This is a genomic window from Streptomyces sp. NPDC027672, from assembly GCF_055566335.1.
In genome coordinates this window covers 669,547-690,165 of record NZ_JBVHSO010000003.1, presented here as the reverse complement: position 1 = coordinate 690,165, position 20,619 = coordinate 669,547, and the positions used below count along the sequence as shown (strand labels likewise).

Below are 20,619 nucleotides of genomic sequence, written 5' to 3'. Positions count from 1 at the left end.
TGGTTCGGAGCCGTACCCTGGGGCCGTGGTCAACGCAGAAGAGGATGCGGGGCAGGTGGCGGCCCGGCTCACCGGGCGTCCTGTCACCGGGGCCCGGCCGGCGTCGGGCTCGCCCGCCGAAGTCCTGCTGGACGACGGCACCGCGGTGATGGTCAAGCGCGGCGACGGTCCGGGCGCGGTGCGCGCCGAGGTGGCCGGGCTGCGCTGGCTGGCCGCCGCGGAGGCGGTCCGGGTGCCGGCGGTGCTCGGGCACGACGCGCACTGGATGGTGACCGAGCGGGTGCCGGCCGGGTCCCCGAGCCCCGGGGCGGCGCTGCGTTTCGGCCAGGCCCTGGCCGCGCTGCACGCGGCCGGCGCGCCGCACTTCGGCGCGCCGCCGCCCGGCGGGCCCGAGGACGCCTTCATCGGCCGCGCTCCCCTGCGCAACCTGCGCACCGCGCCGGGCACCGACTGGCCCCGCTGGTATGCGGAGCACCGGGTGCTGCCGTATGTGCGCGGGGCGGTCGACCGGGGCACGCTCCGCCCGGGCGAGGCGGCCGTGTTCGAACGGGTCTGCGCCCGGCTGCCGGAGCTGGCGGGCCCGGCCGAGCCGCCCGCCCGGCTGCACGGCGATCTGTGGAACGGCAATGTGCTGTGGGGGGCGGACGGCGAGGTCCGGCTCATCGACCCGGCCGCGCACGGCGGACACCGGGAGACCGACCTGGCGATGCTGAGCCTGTTCGGCTGTCCTCATCTGGAGCGGGTATTCGACGGTTACCGGCGAACGGCGCCCCTGGCCGACGGCTGGCAGCGGCGGGTGGGCCTGCACCAGCTCTTCCCGCTGCTGGTGCACGCGGTGCTGTTCGGACGCGGGTACGCCGAACAGGCGCTGGCGGCGGCGCGGGGCGCGCTCGCACAGTAGGACTCCACGGGCACCGCGGCATCATCCCGAGCCGTGCTCACGGAGAGTAAGGAAACCAATCACCCGTTCGATTCGTATAAGGACGTGAAAGCCTAATCAGGGAGAGACCATGCAACCGTTCACGCTCAACTACGCGCGCCCCGCTGTGCAGTTGGACGTCACCACACCGTACGTGTACGACTCCGGACTGCAGTTGAACGTCCTCCCGGACGGGCGGATCGCCGCCACCGACCACGCGACCCTGAGAGCGCTCGGCACCACCACCTCGACCGCCGGTTCCAAGACCCACTTCGACGACTGAAGCGCGGACCTCCACAGATGACCGTGCTCATCCTGACCAGCGAGGAAGACGTGACGGCGGACATGGTGGTCCTCCGGCTGGGCGAGGCCGGCGTGCCCGTCGTCCGGCTCGACCCCGCCGATCTCACCCACGGGGTCGCGCTGTCGGGCGAGTACGTGCGGGGCGTCCGCCGCGGGCAGTTGTCCGTCGGCGGACGCCTGGTGAGCATGGACGGTCTGCGCTCCGTCTGGGTGCGCAGACCGGGAGTCCCGGCCGCCCGCGCCGCCCAGCCGTCCGCCTGGCTGACGGAGGAGTCCGCGCAGGCGCTGTACGGCATGCTGCGGTGCACCGACGCCCGCTGGATGAACCACCCGGACGCCGCCCGGCGCGCCCGGCACAAGCCCTGGCAGCTCGGGCTGGCCCAGCGCTGCGGCCTCGAGGTGCCGGCCACCCTCATCACGACGTTCCCGCAGGCGGCGCGGGAGTTCGCGGCGCGCTTCCCGGACCTGGTGGTCAAGCCGGTCTCCGGCGCGCATCCGCAGGAGCCGCCGCGGGCCGTGCCGACCAGCCGGGTCGCGCCGGACGCCGACTTCACCGCGGTGGCCTTCGGCCCGACCCTGCTGCAACAGCGCATCGCCAAGCGGGCCGACCTCCGGCTGACCGCCGTGGGCGGCACGCTGCTGGCCGCGCGCAAGCCCGCCGACCCGGACGCCCACCCGGACGACGTGGACGTCCGTTTCGCCCCGTCGGCCTCTCCCTGGCTGCCCGCGGACGTGCCCCCGCGCGTCGCCGAGGGCGTGCTGCGCTACCTGGCGGCGGCGGAACTGGCGTACGGCGCCTTCGACTTCGCCGAGGACGCCGACGGCAACTGGTGGTTCCTGGAGTGCAACCAGTCCGGCCAGTTCGGCTTCGTCGAGATGGACACCGGCCAGCCGATCGCCGCGACCATCGCCGCGTGGCTCGCCGGGCCCGGGGACTCGGACCGCGAGGTGTGGGCAGGGTGATCAAGGCGCACCGTAGTGAAAGTGCGGGGAGCGGCTCGGAGAAAGGAACACGACATGCGGATCGGACTGCTGGGGACGGGTCCGTGGGCGCGGGCGACATACGCTCCCGCTCTCGCCGGGCACCCCGGCCTGGAGTTCGCCGGGGTGTGGGGGCGCCGTCCGGAGGCGGCCACGGCGCTGGCGGAGCGGTACGACGTCACGCCGTACGCGGACGTGGACGCGCTGCTGGCCGACGTGGACGCGGTCGCGGTGGCCCTGCCGCCGTCCGTGCAGGCCGAGTTGGCGGTGCGGGCGGCCGGCGCGGGCCGTCATCTGCTGCTGGACAAGCCGCTGGCGGTGACGGCCGCCGAGGGGCGGGCCGTGGTGGAGGCGGTGGAGCGGGCCGGGGTGGCGTCGGTGGTGTTCTTCACCACGCGGTTCCAGCATGAGCCGGACGCCTGGATCGAGGAAAAGGCCGCCGTGGCGGGCTGGTTCACCGCGCGGGCGCAGTGGCTGGGCGCGGTGTTCACCAGCGACAGCCCGTTCGCGGCCTCACCGTGGCGGCGGGAGAAGGGCGCGCTGTGGGACGTGGGACCGCACGCCCTGTCGGTCCTGCTGCCGGTCCTCGGCGACGTACGGCGGGTCGCGGCGGCGGCGCACGGTCCGGCGGACACCGTCCACCTGGTGCTCGACCACACCACCGGGGCGTCGAGCACGCTCACGCTGAGCCTGACGGCTCCGCCGGCGGCGGCCGGGGCCGAGGTGGAACTCCGGGGCGAGGCGGGCGTGTCGGTCATGCCCGGGAGTTCCGAGGGGGCGGTGTCCGCGCTGGCGCGCGCCGCGGACGCGCTGGCGCGGGCGGCGCGCACGGGCCGCCCGCACGCCTGCGACGCCGCGTTCGGCCTCCGGGTCACCGAGATCCTGGCCGCGGCGGAGGCCCGGCTGTCGGACGCCCGGGAGTAGCCGGCCCCCCGCCGCCGGGCGGCGCGGCCCCGGTCCCCGGTTAGGGCTGCGGGCTGCGGGCTGCGGGCTGCGGGCTGCGCGGCCCCTCTCCCGGCCCGCTCCGGTCACCGTGCAGCCGGTGCCGTCAGCGCCTCACTCCGCGCCGGCCCCGGCGTCGGTCCAGTAGGCGACGCGTTCGCGTACGACCGGATAGCCGGCCTTGGCGAAGTGCGCGGCCATCGGGAAGTTGCCCTGGTCGGTGGCGGCGGCGATGAATGCGGCGCCCTGGCCGGCCAGGAAGTGGGTGCACTCGGCGAGCAGGTCGTAGGCGTAGCCGTGGCCGCGCTGTTCGGGCACCACGCCGATGAAGCCGACGCACGGCCCGGCCGGGTTGCGGGCCGGGATGTGGATGCCGACCGGCTCGCCCGCCGGGGTGCGGGCCAGCCGCCACCAGTCCCGGGGTGACGGGAACCAGCGGAAGACGTCCAGTTCCCGCCGGGCCGCCAGGTCCACACCGCCCTCCTCGATGGCCCGGCGGGCGTGCGCGTCCAGGGTGACGGAGTGGATGCGGCGCAGGATGTCGTGGAAGACCCGGTCGTCGGGTTCGGCGGTGCAGACGAGCCGTCCGGGCCGCTCGGGCAGGCCCCGGTCCGGGGTCCAGCGGTAGAGGAAGCGCTCCACCAGGGGTGCGTAGCCGGCCCGGCCCGCGGCAGCGGCACGGGTGCCGGCCGCGGCCCGCAGGCGCGGGTCGTCCCGCCAGCCGCCGGGCAGGTCGAGTTCCAGCTCGGGGACCTGCCAGGGAGCGGTCCGCAGCAGTGCGGCGCCCGCCTCCTCCTCGCCCTCGGCGACGTCGAACCAGTTGACGAGCAGCGGTTCGGGGTCCTCGGGCCGGCCCCACCAGGCGGCGCGCGCCACGGTGCGGCCCGCGCGCAGGGCGACGCGCTGCCACTCGGGGCGGTAGCGGGTGTCCCGGTGCCGCTCGCCCAGGGTCAGCGGGTCGGGCATGGTGTGGAAAAGACGGGCACTGCTCTCGTCGAGCGTGCGGATGACCAGACCGGTCAAGGATTCCTCCGGGGTGCGTACGTGGATGACGCTCCCGGTCGGCTCAGACGTGACACGCCCGCGGCACGGGGAGGGGGGAGCGCCGGCTGCTGGCTCGCATGACACTCGCCTCCTTTTTCCGTACGGCTCGGGCGTGACGGCCCACGCTAGGCGGGCGGCCGGGCGGGCGTCCACCGGTTTTCCGCGGGGCGCGGCCGGGTCGTACACGGGGCGCGGGCTTCCGCGGGGTGCGGGCGGTTTTCCGGGAGGCGCGGGCTTCCGCGGGGCGCGCGGCCGGTTTTCCGCGGGGCGCCGGGCCGCGGCGTAGCTTGGGCATGTGGGATCGGTGCGCGTCCGGTGGACGCGCGGGGACCGGGAGGGCCGCGGCTGGCTGCGGGGCGCGCCGCCGCCGTGGTGGGTGCGCGTGCTGCCCGTCCTGCTGCTGGCGGGCGTCGGCGCGGCCTCGCTGATCACCCCGCACGCGGGCGACCTGGGGTTCCTGCTGGGCGCGATCCCCCCGCTGGCCGTCCTGTCGTACGGCCCGCTGACCACCGCTGCCCTCGGGGCGGGCGTGGTCGCGGTGCTGAACATCCCGGCCACGCATCTGAACCGGCCGGGCGACACCGATCTGCTCACCGTCGTCTTCGTGGCCGCGCTGAGCGTGTTCGTGTCCTATGTGCGCAGCCACCGGGACGCCCAGCTCGACACGGAGCGGGCGATCGGCGAGGCGGTGCAGCGGGCCGTGCTGCCGCCGCTGCCGGACCGGGTCGGGCGGGTGGGGTGCGCGACGTACTACCGGGCCGCGCAGGACGGCACGCTGGTGGGCGGGGACTTCTTCGACGTGCGGGCGGGGCCGTACGGGGTGCGCGCGGTGCTGGGGGACGTGCAGGGGCACGGGCTGGCGGCGGTCGCCACGGTGGTGTCGCTGCTGGGCGCGTTCCGGGAGGCCGCCCTGGACCAGCCGGACCTGGAGTCGGTGGCGGCGCGGATGGACCGCCGGTTGGCGGTGGACTCGGCGGACGTCCGGCACCCGGAGCTGTTCGCCACGGCCCTGCTGGTGGAGTTCGCCGCCGGTACGGCCGCGGTGCGGGTGGTGGCCTGCGGGCACCCGGCGCCCGTGCTGCTGGGCGCGGGACCGGCCCGGGAGGTGGCGGTCGCGCCCGGTCCGCCGCTGGGCATCGGGCTCGTCGGCGTCGATCCGCCGCAGCGGACCGTCGTGCCGCTCGGCCCCGGCGACCGGCTGTTCCTGGCGTCGGACGGCGTGTGGGAGGCGCGGGACGCCACCGGCGGCTTCTATCCGCTGGTGACCGGGCTGACCGCGCTGGCCGGCACCCCGTCCGCCGGACTGCCCGAGGCGGTGTGGGCGGACCTGGTGCGCCGGGGTTACCGGGTCCGCGACGACGCCACCATGCTGGTGCTGACGCCGGATTCCGGCCGGCCCGCCCCCCGGTGACAAGCCGAATCCCTACGATTACCGGCCAGATCGGACGGCAACCGTATGCAGGCGGACGGTCACGCGGTGTACTGGGAGCCGGGACCGCCTCAGGAAAGGCCGGCCAGTCTGGAGACAGTCGTGACCGTCACCGACCGCATCGCCCTCGACCCCTTCGGCTCCGACATCCCGGCGGAGAGCGCCCGGCTGCGCGCCCTCGGCCCCGTCGTGCCCGTGGAACTGCCCGGCTCCATCCCCGCCTGGGCCCCCACCCGCTACGACACCCTCAAGGCCCTCATCCTCGATCCCCGCGTCAGCAAGGACGCGCGCCGGCACTGGCGGCTGTGGCCGCGGCTGGGCGACCATCCGGCCTGGGGCTGGATGGCGAACTGGGTGGGCGTGGTCAACATGCTCTCCACCTACGGCGCCGACCACACCCGGCTGCGCAGACTGGTGGCGCCCAGCTTCACCCACCGGCGCACCGAGGCGATGCGGCCCCGGGTGGCCGCGCTGACGGCCGGGCTGCTGGACGCGCTGGAGGCGGCGGGGGCCGGCGGCGGCGTGGTCGACCTGCGCGACGGGCTCGCGCATCCGCTGCCGGTGCGGATGATCGGCGACCTGCTCGGCGTCCCGGAGGAGCTGCGGCCCGACGCCGCCCGCCTCATCGCCGACTTCATGGACACCTCCGATCCGAGCCCCGAGTTCGCGGCCTCCGTGCGCGCACGCGTCGGCTCGGTGCTCGGCGCGCTGATCGCGTACCGGCGGGCCCTGCCGGGCGACGACATCACCACGGAGCTGATCCGGGTGCGCGACGAGGACGGCAGCCGGCTCTCGGACGAGGAGCTGCTGCACACGCTGCTGCTGATCGTCGGCGCCGGGTTCGAGACCACCGTCAATCTGATCGGCAACGCGGTGGTCGCCCTGCTGTCGGACCCGGCGCAGCTCGCGGCGGTGCGGGCGGGGAAGACGGACTGGAGCGCGGTGGTCGACGAGACGCTGCGGGTGCACCCGTCCGTCGCCGCGCTGCCGCTGCGGTTCGCGGTGGAGGAGCTGACGGTCGCGGGCGTGACGATCCCGGCCGGGGACGCGATCCTCACGACGTACGCCGCCGCGAACCTGGACCCGGCGCGCTACGGCCCGGACGCGGCCGTGTTCGACGCGGCGCGGGCGACCGAGGACCACCTGGCCTTCGGGGTCGGCGTGCACCGCTGCATCGGCGCTCCGCTGGCCCGGCTGGAGGCCCTGACCGCGCTGCCCGCCCTGTTCGCCCGCTTCCCGGCCCTGCGTCTGGCGCTCCCGCCCGGCGAACTGCGCCATGTGCCGTCATTCATCGCCCACGGCTGGCAGGAGATCCCGGTCCGCCTGGGGAACTGAGCGGGGGCGGCCCTGCGGTGTCCCGGAAGGAAGCCGCCCGGCCGCGGACATGGCTCCGCCGGCGGCCCGGGGGGGATGGGACGCCGGCGGAGATGCCACGCCCGGGGCGGGGGGAGGCCCCGGGCGGCTCGGTGTTCACTTGCCCCGGAATCCGGGACGTAGACCGGCGCTTTCCGGACGACGGGGAGACGTGGCTCACACCCCCGGAACGGGCCGGCCATCGGCGAGGCCGGGAACAGCCGGTCACTCCCAGGTCTCACGCCGCCGTACGGCCGCCCCGTTCACCTGACCCGAACCGCCGCGCCCGGCGCGGCCGGCGCCCCGCCGTCCCGTTCACTCGGTCTCGGCGCTCGTCCCGGCGCGCATTCCGGCTGCCGCGAGGGCCGCGCCCAGCAGGCAGAGCACGCCGGTGACCACCGCGGAGGCGTGCAGGCCGTTCATGAAGGCCCGGGAGCTGCCCTCGGTCACGGCCGCCCGGAGCGTGTCCGGCATGGCCGGGGACACCGGCGCGACGCCCATGGCCACCGCGTCCTTCGCCTCGGCCAGCTTCCCGGCCAGCGCCTGCGGGACACCCGCGCCGGTCAGTTCGCCGCGCAGGGTGGCGCCGACGCGGGCGCTGATGACGGAGACCAGCACCGACGTGCCGAGGGCGCCGCCGATCTGGAGCGTGGTGGCCTGCAGACCGCCCGCCACGCCACCGTCCCGTACCGGCGCGTTGCCGACGATCGCGTCGGACGAGGCGGAGAGCACCATGCCGACGCCGAGCCCGAGCGCGACGAACGGCGGCCACATGGTGGCGTACGAGGAGTCGCCGGACCAGGACAGCAGGGCGAAGCAGGCCCCGCCCTGGAGCAGCATCCCGAGCGGCATGCAGAGGCGGGCGCCGAACCGTGCGGTCAGGGCGGCGCCGAGCGGGGAGGCGACGAGCGAGGCGAGGCTCAGCGGCAGGGTGCGCACGCCCGCCTGGACCGGCGTCAGGCCCCGCACGTTCTGCAGGTAGAGCATGATGAAGAAGATCGCGCCCAGCATGACGAAGAAGTTCAGGGCGGTGATGACCGTGCCGATCGTCAGCGCGCGGCTGCGGAAGAGCCGCATAGGCAGCAGCGGATGCTCCACGCGGGTCTCGTGGCGGCCGAACAGGGCGAGCAGCAGCAGGCCGGCGAGGATCGCGCCCCAGGTGCCGGCGGACGTCCAGCCCCAGGTCTCGCCCTTGACGACGCCGAAGACGACGCTCAGCAGGCCGAGCGCGAGCAGGACCACGCCGGTGATGTCGAAACGGTGCCGTCCGTCCGAGTTGCTGGACCGGGGCAGCACGAACGCGCTGAAGGCACAGGCGAGGACGCCGATGGGCAGGTTGATGTAGAAGACGGACTCCCAGCTGACGTTCTCCACCAGCAGGCCGCCGACGATCGGACCCAGGGCGGTGGACACGGCTGAGACCATCGCCCAGATGCCGACGGCCATGCCGAACTTGCGGGGCGGGAACACCGCCCGCAGCAGACCGAGGGTGTTGGGCATCAGCAGGCCGCCGAAGATCCCCTGGAGCGCGCGGAAGGCGACGACGCCCGTGATGGACCCGGACAGGCCGATGGCGACGGAGGACAGCGCGAACCCGGCGACACCGGCGAGGTAGAAGGTGCGCCGGCCGAACCGGTCGCCCAGCTTGCCGCCGAGGATCAGGGTGGCGGCCAGGGCCAGCAGGTAGGCGTTGGTCACCCACTGCAACTGGGCGGTGGAAGCGTGCAGTTCGCGGCCGATCGCGGGGTTGGCGATCGCGACGACGGAGCCGTCGAGCTGCACCATGAACAGGCCGAAGGCGACGGCGCTGAGGGTGAGCCAGGGGTTGGCGCGCCGCCGGGCGGCGGCGGTGGCCGGCACCGCGGGGGACGCGGGCGCGGCGGAGTGATCCACGGAGGTGGACGGCATGGCGAAGCCTCGTCTGGTACGGGGTGGGAAAAGGATGCGGAAGGCGGCAGGAGGCGGGCGCACCCGCACGGCCGGACCTGCGCGAATAGCCGGATATACCCGTGTGCATGCCCGGATGGGCGGACGTGCCGGCATGACCGGGCGCGCCCGGGCGCGCCCGGGCGTCCCGGACGGCAGGGCGCGCAGGACGTACGGGCGGCGGGGTCAGTCCCCGGCCGGGTGCAGCCCGCGCGTCAGCGACTCCAGCGCGCCCAGGGCGGAGCCGAGCGCGTCCAGCTCGCCCTCGGTCAGCGACAGCAGGGCCTCGGTGAGGTGGGAGACCTGGAGCGCGTGCACCTCGGCGAGGCGCCGTCGGGCGACGGGCATGAGGTGCAGCCGTACGACCCGCCGGTCGGCGCTGTCGGGCCGGCGTTCCAGCAGGCCCTGCCCGGCGAGCTGGGAGACCAGCGCGCTGACGTTGTTGGGCTTCATCAGCAGGGCGCCGGCGGCCTCCCGGACCGTGGCGCCCTCGTGCTCGGCGACGTACCGCAGCAGGCCGAGGTGTCCCTCGGGCGGCTTGGGGGGGGCGAAGTCGCGGGCGACCCGCCGGTCCAGGGCCCGGTGCAGCGCGGGCAGGGCACCGGCGAGCGCCGAGGCGACGCTGTCGACGTCCCGCTGGGGAGCACTGGATCCGGGCATGACCCCAGGATAGGTATGACGCCATACCCACGTCAAACAGGTATGGCCTCATAGGTATCCGGCCCGGTTTCCGCGGCACGGGGCGGGCGGGTGCGCGAGCGGCCTCCGGGACGGCATAAGCTCGACGGGTGGCGAAGTACTTCGACGTGCACCCCGACAACCCGCAGCCGCGCAGCATCGCACAGATCGCTGACGCGGTGCGCTCGGAAGCACTCATCGCATATCCGACCGACTCCTGTTACGCGCTCGGCTGCCGGCTGGGCAGCCGGGACGGCATGGACCGGATCCGCGCTATCCGCCGGCTGGACGACCGGCACCACTTCACCCTGATGTGCCGGGACTTCGCGCAGCTCGGCCAGTTCGTCCGGGTGGACAACGACGTCTTCCGGGCCGTGAAGGCGTCCACGCCCGGCAGCTACACCTTCATTCTCCCGGCCACCCGCGAGGTGCCGCGCAAGCTGCTGCACCCGAAGAAGAAGACCGTGGGCGTGCGCATCCCCGACCATGTGGTCACCCAGGCGCTGCTGGCGGAGCTGGGCGAGCCGCTGCTGTCCAGCACGCTGCTGCTGCCGGACGAGGCGGAGCCGCTCACCCAGGGCTGGGAGATCAAGGACCGGCTCGACCACGTGGTGGACGCGGTGGTCGATTCCGGCGAGTGCGGCACCGAGCCGACGACGGTGGTCGACTTCTCCGGCGGCGAGGCGGAGATCGTCCGGCGGGGCGCGGGAGACCCGAGCCGCTTCGAGTGAGGGCGGCGCACCGCGGGCACGGCGTCGATCTTGCGTGACAGCATGGTGGCCGTCATGGCGCCGGGGGCCGTCGGCTCCCGGCGCCCGTTCCGCCGAGGGAGGACCTGCCCACCATGACCGAGGTCCAGGGAAACGACGTCGAGATCCCGACCGGGGACGGCGTCGCCGACGCCTATCTCGTCCGTCCCGCCGACGGCCGTCCGCGCCCGGGCGTGCTGTTCTACCAGGACGCCTACGGCCCGCGGCCGCACTTGAAGGCGATGGCCGACCGGCTGGCCGCGGCCGGCTACACCGTGCTGCTGCCGAACGTGTTCTACCGGCTGGGCCGGGCCCCGGTCGTGGACCTGCCCGAGTTCATCGACCCGGGCGCCGACCCGACCATCTGGGAGCGGCTGGGCCCGATGCTGGCCGGGCTCACCCCGGAGCTGGCCAAGCGGGACGCGGGCGCCTATCTGGACTGGCTCGCCGACAGCCCGCTGGTGGCCGACGGCCCGGTCGCGCTGACCGGTTACTGCATGGGCGCCCGGCTGGCGCTGTGGACCGCGGGCGCCTACCCGGACCGGGTCGCGGCGGCGGCCGGCTTCCACGGCGGGGCCCTGGCCACCGACGCCCCGGACAGCCCGCACCGGGAGGCCCCGCGCATCACCGCGGAGCTGTACTTCGGGCACGCCGACGCCGACCCGTCGCTGCCCGCGGAGCAGATCGCCCGCTTCGAGGAGGCGCTGTCCGACGCCGGCGTGCGGCACACCTGCGAGGTCTACGCCGGGGCCGGGCACGGCTACACCCAGGAGGACACCCCGGCCTACGACCGGCAGGCCGCGGAGCGCCACTGGACCGCGCTGCTCGACCTGCTCCAGCGCACGTTCTGACACTGGAGCGCCGGCGCCCGCCGACCGGCGGGCGCCGGACCCGGACTCGAACCCGGACCAGACCCGGGCCAGACCGGACCGGGCACGGATCGGACCCGGCCCCCCAGCCCCAGCCCCAGCCCCAGCCCCAGCCCCAGCCCCAGCCGTGCCGATTCCTGTCCGCGCCATTGACATGCACCCGTCCCGGAGGGAAATCTGAGAGCGCTCTCAACAGGTACGGACCAACTCCGTACGACGACCCCGACCCCACACGGAGGTGGAGAGTTGCCGCACACACTCACCCGGGGCGCGCTGCCCCTGGCCGCCGCCACGGCGCTGCTCGGCGGACTGCTCGCGCTCGGCGCGCCGGGCCGGGCCGACGCCGCCGTCCCCGACACCATCCCCCTGAAGATCACCAACAACTCGGGCCGCTCCGAGCCGGTCTACGTCTACGACCTCGGCACCCAGCTGTCCTCGGGACGCCAGGGCTGGGCCGACGAGAGCGGCGCCTTCCACGCCTGGCCGGCCGGCGGCAACCCGCCGACTCCCGCGCCGGACGCGGCGATACCCGGCCCGGCCGCCGGCCAGTCCAAGACGATCCGCATCCCGAAGTTCTCCGGCCGGATCTACTTCTCCTACGGCCGGAAGCTGGACTTCCGGCTCACCACCGGCGGCCTGGTGCAGCCGGCCGTGCAGAACCCCTCCGACCCCAACCGGGACATCCTCTTCAACTGGTCGGAGTACACGCTCAACGACTCCGGGCTGTGGCTCAACAGCACGCAGGTGGACATGTTCTCCGCGCCGTACGCGGTCGGGGTGCAGCGGGCCGACGGCAGCGTCGGCACCACCGGGCACCTGAAGTCCGGCGGCTGGAACGGGTTCTTCAGCGCGCTGCGCGGCCGGCCGGGCGGCTGGGCGGGCCTGGTGCAGACCCGCTCCGACGGCACCGTGCTGCGCGCGCTGTCCCCGCTGTACGGCGTGGAGACCGGGGCCCTGCCGGCGAACGTGCTGGACGACTACGTCAACCGGGTCTGGCAGAAGTACACGACGTCGACGCTCACCGTCACGCCGTTCGCGGACCAGCCGGGCACCAAGTACTACGGCCGGGTCTCGGGCAACGTCATGAACTTCACCAACTCCGCCGGCACGGTCGTCACCAGCTTCCAGAAGCCGGACGCGTCCAGCGTCTTCGGCTGCCACAAGCTGCTGGACGCGCCGAACGACGCCGTCCGCGGGCCCATCTCCCGCACCCTGTGCGCCGGTTTCAACCGGTCGACCCTGCTGGTCAACCCCAACCAGCCGGACACCACGACGGCCGGCTTCTACCAGGACGCGGTGACCAACCAGTACGCGCGCGCGGTGCACGAGCAGATGGCCGACGGGAAGGCGTACGCGTTCGCCTTCGACGACGTCGGCAACCAGGAGTCGCTGGTGCACGACGGCAGCCCGCAGCAGGCGTACCTGACGCTGGACCCGATGAGCTGACACGCCACGGTCCCGCACCCCGGCGCACGGGATGCGGGACCGCTGGTCGGCGGGTGCCGGGTCAGCCGGTCGTCAGGGCGGTGTCGTCCACGACGAAGCTGGTCTGCAGGGAGGCGTCCTCCACGCCGTTGAACTTCAGCGTGACCGTGGAACCCGCCAGCGAGGACAGGTCGAAGGTCTTCTGGCTGTAGCCGGAGGCCGCGTTGGCGTTCGAGTAGCTGGCGAGGGTCTTCGAACCGGCGGTCACCGTCAGCGTGTCGTACACGGTGCTGCCGGTCTCCGCGGTGTCGATGTGCAGGTAGAAGGTCAGGGTCGCCTTGCAGCCCGCGGGGATCGTCACCGACTGCGACAGGGTGTCGGTGTGGGTGGAGCCGTAGCCGTTGAGCCACGCCTTGTAGGTGCCGCCGTGGGCCGCCTCACCGGTGTCGGTGGTGATGACGCCGCTGGACGAGGTCCAGCCGGTGGCGCCGGACTCGAAGCCGGGGTTGCTCAGCAGCTGCGTCGCGGAGCAGCCGCCGCCGGTGGTGCCGACCGTCCAGGCGAAGGTGGCCGTGCCGGTCGCGCCGGTGGAGTCCTTCACCGTGACGGTGGTGTTGTAGGTGCCCGCCGCGGTGGGCGTGCCGGAGATCAGACCGGTGGAGCCGTTGACCGACAGACCGGTCGGCAGGCCGGTGGCGCTGTAGGTCAGCGCGCCGCTGTTGGTGCTGCTCGCCTGGATCTGGAGGCTGACCGCGGTGCCGACGGTCGCGGACTGGCTGCCCGGGTTGGTGACCGTCACGCCGCTGCTCGGCGGGTTGATGTGGCTGCCGACGGCGATGCCCGCGAAGGCGTTGCCCACTCCGGCGTACTGCGTGGAGTTGGTGCCGTACAGCGCGGCGGCGGCGTTCAGCGCGGCGGTGCGGGCGCCGGCGTAGTTGGTGCTGGACGTCATGTACGTCGTCAGCGCCTTGTACCAGATCTTCAGCGCGGCGTCGCGGCCGATCCCGGCGACGGCGACGCCGTCGGAGGTCGGGCTGTTGTACGTCACGCCGTTGATGACCTTGGTGCCGCTGCCCTCGGACAGCAGGTAGAACATGTGGTTCGCGGGGCCGGACGAGTAGTGGACGTCCAGACCGCCGAGGCCGGAGTACCAGCTGTCCTTGGAGCCGCCGTCCTTGCTCGGCTTGTCCATGTAGCGCAGCGGGGTGCCGTCGCCGTTGATGTCGATCTTCTCGCCGATGAGGTAGTCACCGACGTCGGAGGAGTTGTTGGCGTAGAACTCCACACCGGTGCCGAAGATGTCGGAGGTGGCCTCGTTCAGGCCGCCCGACTCGCCGCTGTACTCCAGGCCCGCGGTGTTGGAGGTGACGCCGTGGCTCATCTCGTGGCCGGCCACGTCCAGCGAGGTCAGGGCGTGGGTGTTGCCGCTGCCGTCGCCGTAGGTCATGCAGAAGCAGCTGTCGTCCCAGAAGGCGTTGACGTACCCGCTGCTGTAGTGGACGCGGCTGTAGGCGGCGACGCCGTCGTTGCGGATGCCGCTGCGCCCGAAGGTGTTCTTGTAGAAGTCCCACGTCTCCGCCGCGCCGTAGGCGGCGTCGGCGCCCGCGGTCTGGGTGTTGGAGCCGGTGCCGTCACCCCAGACGTCGTCCGCGTCGGTCAGCAGGGTGCCGGTGCCGGAGGTGGCCCGGTTGAGGTTGTACGTCTTGTGACCGCCGCGCGTGCCGTCGGTGAGCTGGTACGTCGAACCCGACAGCGTGGTGTTCAGGCTGACGGTGCCGCTGTACTGGGTGTTGCCGGTGCCGGTCTGGATGCCCTGGAACCGGTACAGCTCCTTGCCGGTGGTGGCGTCGGTGACGACGTGCAGCTTGCTGGGCGTGCCGTCGTCCTGGAAGCCGCCGATCACCGTCTCCCAGGCCAGCTTCGGCGTGCCGTTCCCGGCCCAGATCACCTTGCGGGCGCTGTCCGTGGTGGACTTCGCGGAGTGCAGCGCCTTGGCGGCCTTGAGCGCCTTGGTCGCGGCGGCGGCCTTGCTCACGGTCGCCGTGGTGGAGGCCACCTTGATGGTGCGCTTGCTGTTGAAGGTGGTGCTCACGGTCCCCTTGGCCAGCGAGGCCGGCGGGGTGTGCACGACGAGGTCGCCGCCGAGGACGGGCAGACCGGCGTACGTCCGCTCGTACCGCGTGTGCAGGGTGCCGTCGTTGTCCTTCACGACGTCCTTGACGACCAGCTTCTCCTGCGCGCCGAGGCCCAGGGTGCGGGCCGTGCCGGCGGTCTGCTGCCGGGCGCTCTTGATCAGCGCCTGGTGCTGGGCCGGGCTGAGCCTGGCCTCCAGACCGCCGGTGCGCAGCGGGCTGGGGTGGGCAGTGGCCGGCGCGGCGGTCGCCGGGACCGCCTGGAGGCCGACGGCGAGGAACGCCGCGGTGGAGAGCAGGGCGGCGCCGACCGTGGCGCGCTTGTGGGGAAGGGGTCTGTGGGGTCTCACTCGTACTCCTCCTGCTGCGGCCGCGGGTCGGCGGCCGGTGACAGACGGGCAGAGGGGTCTGCTGCCCGGATGAGCTGAGCTGTGCGGGGCCGCGTGATCCGAGAACCGGTGGGGTGGATCAGCGTGCGCAGGGAGGATGACAGCATTGACCGAGCCATGTCACCCAAGGGCTGGTCAATCGAGGGTTTTCCCTATCGCCGCGACGGCGGGCGGCCGGGGCCGGTTTCCATAAGGTTCCCCAGTCACCGAAAAGTGCGTTCTTCCAGGTCAGACGTGATGCGCCTACGGTTTTCGAGACACCGCCGAAGACAGGGGAGACCTGCTCGTGAACATCCTGAAGACCTACGCGCGCCTGTGGAGCGACGACCTCGACCACGCGCTGCCGCTGCTGCGGCGGCTCACCGGCCGCGAGCCGGATCTGCGGCTGCGGTTCCACGCCGTCGAACTGGCCGCCATCGGCGACTTCCTGGTCATCGCGGGCCCGGCCGCGGAACGCGCCACGTACGCGCACGCCTCCGCGACCGTGGTGGTCGACGACCTCGACGCCCTGGAGACGGGCCTGCGGTCCGCCGGCGCCACCGTCACCACTCCCCTGACCCCGGGCCCGACGGGCCGGTTCCTCTACGCCCGCCACGCCGACGGAGCGGAGGTCGAGTACGTCGAGTGGACCCCGGACCTGGTGCGCCGCATCCTGGGCCGCTGACGCGCGGCACCGCCGGCCGCCGCTGCCCGGCGGCCCTCGCGGCACGGACCACGGCACGGTCCCGCCGTATCCGATCACACGGTTGTCACACTCGGCTGCGAGAATCGGGACGGAGCCGACACCCGATCGCTGGAGGACCCGTGCCGTCCGTCTCCCGTCCCCTGCGCAAGCTGGGTTTCCTGACCATCGGCCTGTTCGACGCGGCGGACCCGGCGCGGGGCCACGAGACCACGCTGGAGATCATCGAACTGGGCGAGAGGCTGGGCTTCGACAGCGCCTGGGTCCGGCACCGGCATCTGCAGTACGGCATCTCCTCACCGGTCGCCGTCCTGGCCGCCGCCTCGCAGCGCACCCGCCGTATCCAACTGGGCACCGCGGTGACCCCGCTCGGCTGGGAGAACCCGCTGCGGCTCGCCGAGGACTGGGCGACCGTCGACGTGCTGTCCGGCGGCCGGCTGAACCCGGGCGTCAGCGTGGGACCGCCGATGCACTACGAACAGGTCAAGGACGCGCTCTACCCGGACACGGCCGACGCCGAGGACTTCGGCTTCGAGCGGGTACGGCGGCTGCTGGACCTGGTGCGCGGCAAGCCCGCCACCGGCTTCAGCGGGGCGCGCGGGTTCGAGGTCTTCTCCGACGTCGTGCAGCCGCACTCCCCCGGGCTCGGCCGGCGGCTGTGGTACGGCGGCGGCAGCCTGCGGTCGGCGCGCTGGGCGGGTGAGCACGGCATGAACTTCCTGACCAGCAGCGTGGTCAAGGTGGAGGACGGTGACGGCGCGGACGGACCGCCGGACTTCGCCGCGATCCAGGCGTCCCACATCCGGGAGTTCCGGGCCCGCCATCCGGACGGGGAGGCGGCCCGGGTCTCGCAGGGGCTGGTGGTGATCCCGACCGACTCCGCGAGCCCGGCCCAGCGCGCCAAGTACGCGCGGTACGCGGCCGACCGGCTGCCCCGCACGACCGCTCCGCAGGGCCCGGCCCGGCTGCTGTTCGCGCCGGACCTGGTGGGCACGTCGGCGGAACTGGCCGGACGGCTGCACGCGCACGCCGCCTTCCGCGAGGTGGACGAGGTGGCGTTCGCGCTGCCGTTCTCCTTCGAGCACGAGGACTACGTGCAGATCCTGACGGACATGGCGACGAAGCTGGGTCCGGCGCTGGGCTGGCGGCCCGCCGGATGACACCCGCCCGGGTGAGCCCGGGGCACGGCTCCCCGGCGGCCGGGCCGGGCGGTGCCGCGGGCTGAGCGGGCGGGGCCGGGGTACCCGGGGCGGGTGAGGCGGACGGCGGAAGGAGCCGCACGTGGCGGCGGAGGACCGGCTTGGGACGTACCGCGGCAAGCGTGACTTCGAGCGGACCCGCGAACCGTCGGGACAGGCGTCCCGGCCCGGCGGCGCGCCGCGTTTCGTGGTGCAGATCCACGACGCGCGCCGGATGCACTTCGACTTCCGGCTCCAGGTCGGCGACGTGCTGAGGTCCTGGTCGGTGCCCAGGGGCCCGTCGTCCGACCCGGCGGACAAACGGCTGGCGGTGCCGACCGAGGACCATCCGCTGGAGTACGAGGACTTCGAGGGCGTCATCCCCAAGGGCGAGTACGGCGGCGGCACCGTGATCGTGTGGGACCGGGGGACGTACGAGCCGCTCAGCCACGACCGCCGGGGCCGCCCGGTGGACTTCGCACGGTCCCTGGAGCAGGGGCACGCCACCTTCCGGCTGCACGGCAGCAAGCTGCGCGGCGCGTACGCCCTCACCCGCTTCCGGAGCGGCCCGGACGAGGACGAGGCCTGGCTGCTGGTGCGCAAGGGACCGGCGCGGCCGGCCGGGCGGGGCACGCCCGATCCCCGGCGGGCCCGCTCGGTGCGCACCGGGCGCACGCTGGCCCAGGTCGCCGCCGGCACCGGCCGCCGGTGACGCCGTGGCGCGGCCCCCTGCCCCCACGCATCCGGATCAGCGGATTCCGCCTCCGGCGCACACGCCGGTCCTCTAGGGTCGCGGCGGTATCCGCCCGCGTCCCCGGAGGTCCGCATGCGCACCGCACTCCGCACCGTCGTCACCGGCGTGGTGACCGCCGCCGCCCTCCTGGCCTGCGGCTCCGCCGGGGCCACGCCGGCGGGACCCGGCGTCTCGGGCCGCGTCCTGGCCCGGACCACCGTCGGCGGCACCGACTACATCCTGCGGGAGGTCACCGTCCCGCCCGGCCAGAGCACCGGCTGGCACTACCACGACGGTCCGGTGCGCGCCGTCGTACGGCAGGGCACCCTCAGCCACTTCGACTCCACCTGCCGCCCGGACGGCGTGTACGGCGCCGGCACGTCGATCCAGGAGCCGGACGGCCCCGGCTACGTCCACATCGGCCGCAACCTGGGCGACACACCGCTCGTCCTGGAGGCGCTGTACGCGCTGCCGCACGGGTCCCCGTTCGCCGAGGACGCGCCGAACCCGGGGTGCCCCTTCGAGTGATCAGGCGCCGGGCAGCGGCTGTTCGGCCCAGATGGTCTTGCCCGCGCCGGTCTGCCGGCTGCCCCAGCGCCGGGTGAGCTGGGCGACGAGCAGCAGGCCCCGGCCGCCCTCGTCGTAGACCTGCGCCCGGCGCAGGTGCGGTGAGGTGGAACTGGCGTCGGACACCTCGCAGATGAGGGCCCGGTCACGGATCAGGCGGAGCTGCACGGGCGGTTCGCCGTAGCGGATGGCGTTGGTGACGAGTTCGCTGACGACGAGTTCGGTGACGAACGCGGTCTCCGCCAGCCCCCAGGCGGTCAACTGCTCGGTGGCCGCCTGCCGGACGACCGCGACCCGCGCGGGGTCCGGCGGGACGTCCCAGGTGGCGACGCGGTCGGCGCCGAGGGCCCGGGTGCGGGCGAGCAGCAGCGCCACGTCGTCGCAGGGCTGGTCGGACAGGACGGCCTTCAGGACCTCGTCGCAGCGGGCTTCGAGGGTGCCTGCGGGCACGTCGAAGGCCTTGAGCAGGGCGTCGTCGCGGTGGTGCGGGTCCCGGCCGCGGTAGTCGGTCAGACCGTCGGTGAAGAGCGCGACGACGGAGCCCTCGGGCAGTTCCCGCTCCGTCGCCTCGAACGGCAGCCCGCCGACGCCGAGCGGCGGCCCGGCGGTCACGGGCAGGAACCGGGCGGCGGCGCCGGGCAGGATGACGACCGGGCCCGGATGGCCGGCGGAGGCCAGCGACAGCCGCCGCGAGACGGGGTCGTAGACGGCGTACACGCAGGTCGCGCCGAGTTCGGCGACCTCCGCGCCGCTGCCGTCGCCGGCCAGGTGGGCGACCAGGTCGTCGAGGTGGGTGAGGAGTTCGTCCGGCGGCAGGTCGACGTCGGCGAGGGTGCGCACGGCGGTCCGCAGCCGGCCCATGGTGGCCGAGGACTGGATGCCGTGGCCCACGACGTCGCCCACGACCAGGGCGACCCGGCCGCCGGAGAGCGGGATGACGTCGAACCAGTCGCCGCCGACGCCGGCCAGCGAGCCGCACGGCAGATAGCGGTGGGCCACCTCGACCGCCGCCTGTCCGGGCAGTCCGCGCGGGAGCAGGCTGTGCTGGAGGGCGAGGGCGGTGGAGCGTTCGCGGGCGAAGCGGCGGGCGTTGTCGAGGCAGACGGCGGCCCGGCTGGCGAGTTCCGCCACGAAGACGGCGTCGTCCGGGCCGTAGGCGTCCGGGTGGGCCAGGCGGACGCAGACCGCGACGCCCAGGGTGGTGCCGCGGGCCCGGAGCGGCACCGCGAGCAGGGAGTGGACGCCCCGCCGGTGGCGGCTTCCCCCGGGGGCGAGGGTGTCGCGGCCGGCGAGCCACCGGACGAACTCCGGTTCGCCGGCCTGGCAGAGCACGGTCCGGCCCTCGTGCAGGGCGCGGGCGGGCGGGGAGTCCGGGTCGTAGACCTCGGTGTCGCCGAGCCCGAGGGCCGCCCCGGGGTTGCCGGGTCGGGTGGAGCCGTGGGCGACGCGGCGCACCTCGACGCCGCCGTCCGGAAGGTCCGGCGGCTCCTCGGCGCCGAGCACCCAGTCGAGCAGGTCGACGCTGGCGAAGTCGGCGTAGCCCGGGACGAGGGTCTCGATGAACTCCTCGGCGGTGCGGACGACGTCCAGGGTGGTGCCGATGCCGGCGCCGGCCTTGTTCAGCAGGGCGAGGCGGCGCCGGGCCCAGTACTGCTCGGTGTTGTCGAAGGCGGCCATGGCGACCGCCGTCGGGGCGCCGTCGCCGGCGCGCAGCGGCCACATCTCGATGCTCCACAGGTGCTCCCGGTTCAGGGCGGGCGCACCGGCGAAGCTCTCGTAGCGCACGGGCCGGGCGGTCCGGGCGACCTGGCGGAGGTGGCGCAGGAAGCCCCGGTTGTCCTCGACGTCCTCGACGGTGTCCGGGAAGAACCGGCCGGTCAGCTCCGTCTCGCGGACGCCCAGCACCTTGCAGGCGGCGTCGTTGACGCGCAGGTAGCGCTGCTGGAGGTCGAAGACCGACATGGACATGGAGGCCTGCTCGAAGGCGTCGGCGGCCCAGGCGCGGCCGGGCGGGCCGGCCGTGACGACATAGCCGGCGGGTGCGCCGGCGGGGCCGGCGAGCGGGCAGGCGGTGACGGCCAGCTCGATCCGGTGGCCGTCGCGGTGGCGCAGGGCGACGGTCGCGGAGCCGGCGGCCTGCACGCCGCCGGGCAGGCCGTCCGCGAGCAGGTCCGCCGCCGGCCGGCCCACGACCTCGGCGGCCGGACGGCCGGTGAGCAGCCGTGCGCCCTCGCTCCACCCGGTCACCCGGCCCAGTGTGTCGACGACCGCCACGGCGGCGACAGACTCCATATGCACCAGCATGTTCCGATTGACCCGC

Annotated in this window: 18 protein-coding genes; 13 read left to right on the top strand and 5 right to left on the bottom strand. The window is 74.2% G+C overall.

All coding sequences use genetic code 11. From position 1 onward, the window contains the following. Window positions 1-55: 55 nt before the first annotated feature. From ACZ4SV_RS11135 to ACZ4SV_RS11120, 4 genes are all read left to right on the top strand, one after another. On the top strand, window positions 56-901 hold the full coding sequence (locus ACZ4SV_RS11135) for a fructosamine kinase family protein (RefSeq protein ID WP_468003406.1): 846 nt from the start codon (window positions 56-58) through the stop codon (window positions 899-901). Window positions 902-1,010: 109 nt separating this feature from the next. After that, entirely contained in the window at window positions 1,011-1,202 is a 192-nt protein-coding gene (tgmA, locus tag ACZ4SV_RS11130; RefSeq protein ID WP_365883620.1) for a putative ATP-grasp-modified RiPP, read from the top strand. A 17-nt stretch (window positions 1,203-1,219) separates the two neighbouring features. Next, entirely contained in the window at window positions 1,220-2,185 is a 966-nt protein-coding gene (gene tgmB, locus ACZ4SV_RS11125) for an ATP-grasp ribosomal peptide maturase (protein ID WP_468003325.1), read from the top strand. Between the two features lie 54 nt (window positions 2,186-2,239). Then, window positions 2,240-3,127 carry a Gfo/Idh/MocA family protein gene (locus ACZ4SV_RS11120; protein WP_468003323.1) on the top strand — a complete coding sequence of 296 codons (888 nt, stop codon included), beginning with the start codon at window positions 2,240-2,242 and terminating at the stop codon, window positions 3,125-3,127. Window positions 3,128-3,259: 132 nt separating this feature from the next. Here the strand turns inward: ACZ4SV_RS11120 and ACZ4SV_RS11115 are convergent, their stop codons facing one another. Next, on the bottom strand, window positions 3,260-4,168 hold the full coding sequence (locus tag ACZ4SV_RS11115; RefSeq protein ID WP_468003321.1) for a GNAT family N-acetyltransferase: 909 nt from the start codon (window positions 4,166-4,168) through the stop codon (window positions 3,260-3,262). A gap of 316 nt (window positions 4,169-4,484) precedes the next feature. Between ACZ4SV_RS11115 and ACZ4SV_RS11110 the strand changes: the two genes are divergently transcribed. Together ACZ4SV_RS11110 and ACZ4SV_RS11105 are read left to right on the top strand one after the other, a co-directional pair. Then, complete coding sequence (locus ACZ4SV_RS11110; protein ID WP_468003319.1) at window positions 4,485-5,600, top strand: PP2C family protein-serine/threonine phosphatase; 1,116 nt, start codon at window positions 4,485-4,487, stop codon at window positions 5,598-5,600. Window positions 5,601-5,720: 120 nt separating this feature from the next. Beyond that, a complete protein-coding gene (locus ACZ4SV_RS11105) occupies window positions 5,721-6,953 on the top strand; it encodes a cytochrome P450 family protein (protein ID WP_365878357.1) in 1,233 nt (410 codons plus the stop codon). Window positions 6,954-7,286: 333 nt separating this feature from the next. Here ACZ4SV_RS11105 and ACZ4SV_RS11100 read toward each other — a convergent pair whose 3' ends face one another. Both ACZ4SV_RS11100 and ACZ4SV_RS11095 read right to left on the bottom strand, forming a co-directional pair. Further along, entirely contained in the window at window positions 7,287-8,879 is a 1,593-nt protein-coding gene (locus tag ACZ4SV_RS11100; RefSeq protein ID WP_468003318.1) for an MFS transporter, read from the bottom strand. A gap of 204 nt (window positions 8,880-9,083) precedes the next feature. After that, a complete protein-coding gene (locus ACZ4SV_RS11095; protein WP_468003316.1) occupies window positions 9,084-9,557 on the bottom strand; it encodes a MarR family winged helix-turn-helix transcriptional regulator in 474 nt (157 codons plus the stop codon). Between the two features lie 128 nt (window positions 9,558-9,685). Between ACZ4SV_RS11095 and ACZ4SV_RS11090 the strand changes: the two genes are divergently transcribed. From ACZ4SV_RS11090 to ACZ4SV_RS11080, 3 genes are all read left to right on the top strand, one after another. Next, window positions 9,686-10,306 (top strand): L-threonylcarbamoyladenylate synthase, encoded by a 621-nt coding sequence (locus ACZ4SV_RS11090; protein ID WP_397942206.1) that lies wholly within the window; start codon window positions 9,686-9,688, stop codon window positions 10,304-10,306. A gap of 113 nt (window positions 10,307-10,419) precedes the next feature. Then, on the top strand, window positions 10,420-11,175 hold the full coding sequence (locus tag ACZ4SV_RS11085) for a dienelactone hydrolase family protein (protein WP_468003313.1): 756 nt from the start codon (window positions 10,420-10,422) through the stop codon (window positions 11,173-11,175). A gap of 264 nt (window positions 11,176-11,439) precedes the next feature. After that, complete coding sequence (locus tag ACZ4SV_RS11080) at window positions 11,440-12,639, top strand: glycoside hydrolase family 64 protein (protein ID WP_468003311.1); 1,200 nt, start codon at window positions 11,440-11,442, stop codon at window positions 12,637-12,639. Between the two features lie 61 nt (window positions 12,640-12,700). On the opposite strand, the gene ACZ4SV_RS11075 is transcribed toward ACZ4SV_RS11080, so the two are convergent. Continuing rightward, a complete protein-coding gene (locus tag ACZ4SV_RS11075) occupies window positions 12,701-15,100 on the bottom strand; it encodes a M4 family metallopeptidase (RefSeq protein WP_468003309.1) in 2,400 nt (799 codons plus the stop codon). A 325-nt stretch (window positions 15,101-15,425) separates the two neighbouring features. On the opposite strand from ACZ4SV_RS11075, the gene ACZ4SV_RS11070 reads away from it, so the two are divergent. From ACZ4SV_RS11070 to ACZ4SV_RS11055, 4 genes are all read left to right on the top strand, one after another. Then, window positions 15,426-15,803, top strand: a complete 378-nt coding sequence (locus tag ACZ4SV_RS11070; RefSeq protein WP_468003307.1) for a VOC family protein — start codon at window positions 15,426-15,428, stop codon at window positions 15,801-15,803. Between the two features lie 140 nt (window positions 15,804-15,943). Beyond that, a complete protein-coding gene (locus ACZ4SV_RS11065; RefSeq protein ID WP_468003304.1) occupies window positions 15,944-16,981 on the top strand; it encodes an LLM class flavin-dependent oxidoreductase in 1,038 nt (345 codons plus the stop codon). A gap of 121 nt (window positions 16,982-17,102) precedes the next feature. Continuing rightward, complete coding sequence (locus ACZ4SV_RS11060; RefSeq protein ID WP_468003302.1) at window positions 17,103-17,711, top strand: DNA polymerase ligase N-terminal domain-containing protein; 609 nt, start codon at window positions 17,103-17,105, stop codon at window positions 17,709-17,711. 114 nt (window positions 17,712-17,825) lie between these two features. Next, a complete protein-coding gene (locus ACZ4SV_RS11055) occupies window positions 17,826-18,260 on the top strand; it encodes a cupin domain-containing protein (protein WP_468003300.1) in 435 nt (144 codons plus the stop codon). Here the strand turns inward: ACZ4SV_RS11055 and ACZ4SV_RS11050 are convergent, their stop codons facing one another. Beyond that, window positions 18,261-20,591, bottom strand: coding sequence for a SpoIIE family protein phosphatase (locus ACZ4SV_RS11050; protein WP_468003298.1), 2,331 nt, complete (start codon window positions 20,589-20,591; stop codon window positions 18,261-18,263). Between the last annotated feature and the right edge of the window lie 28 nt (window positions 20,592-20,619).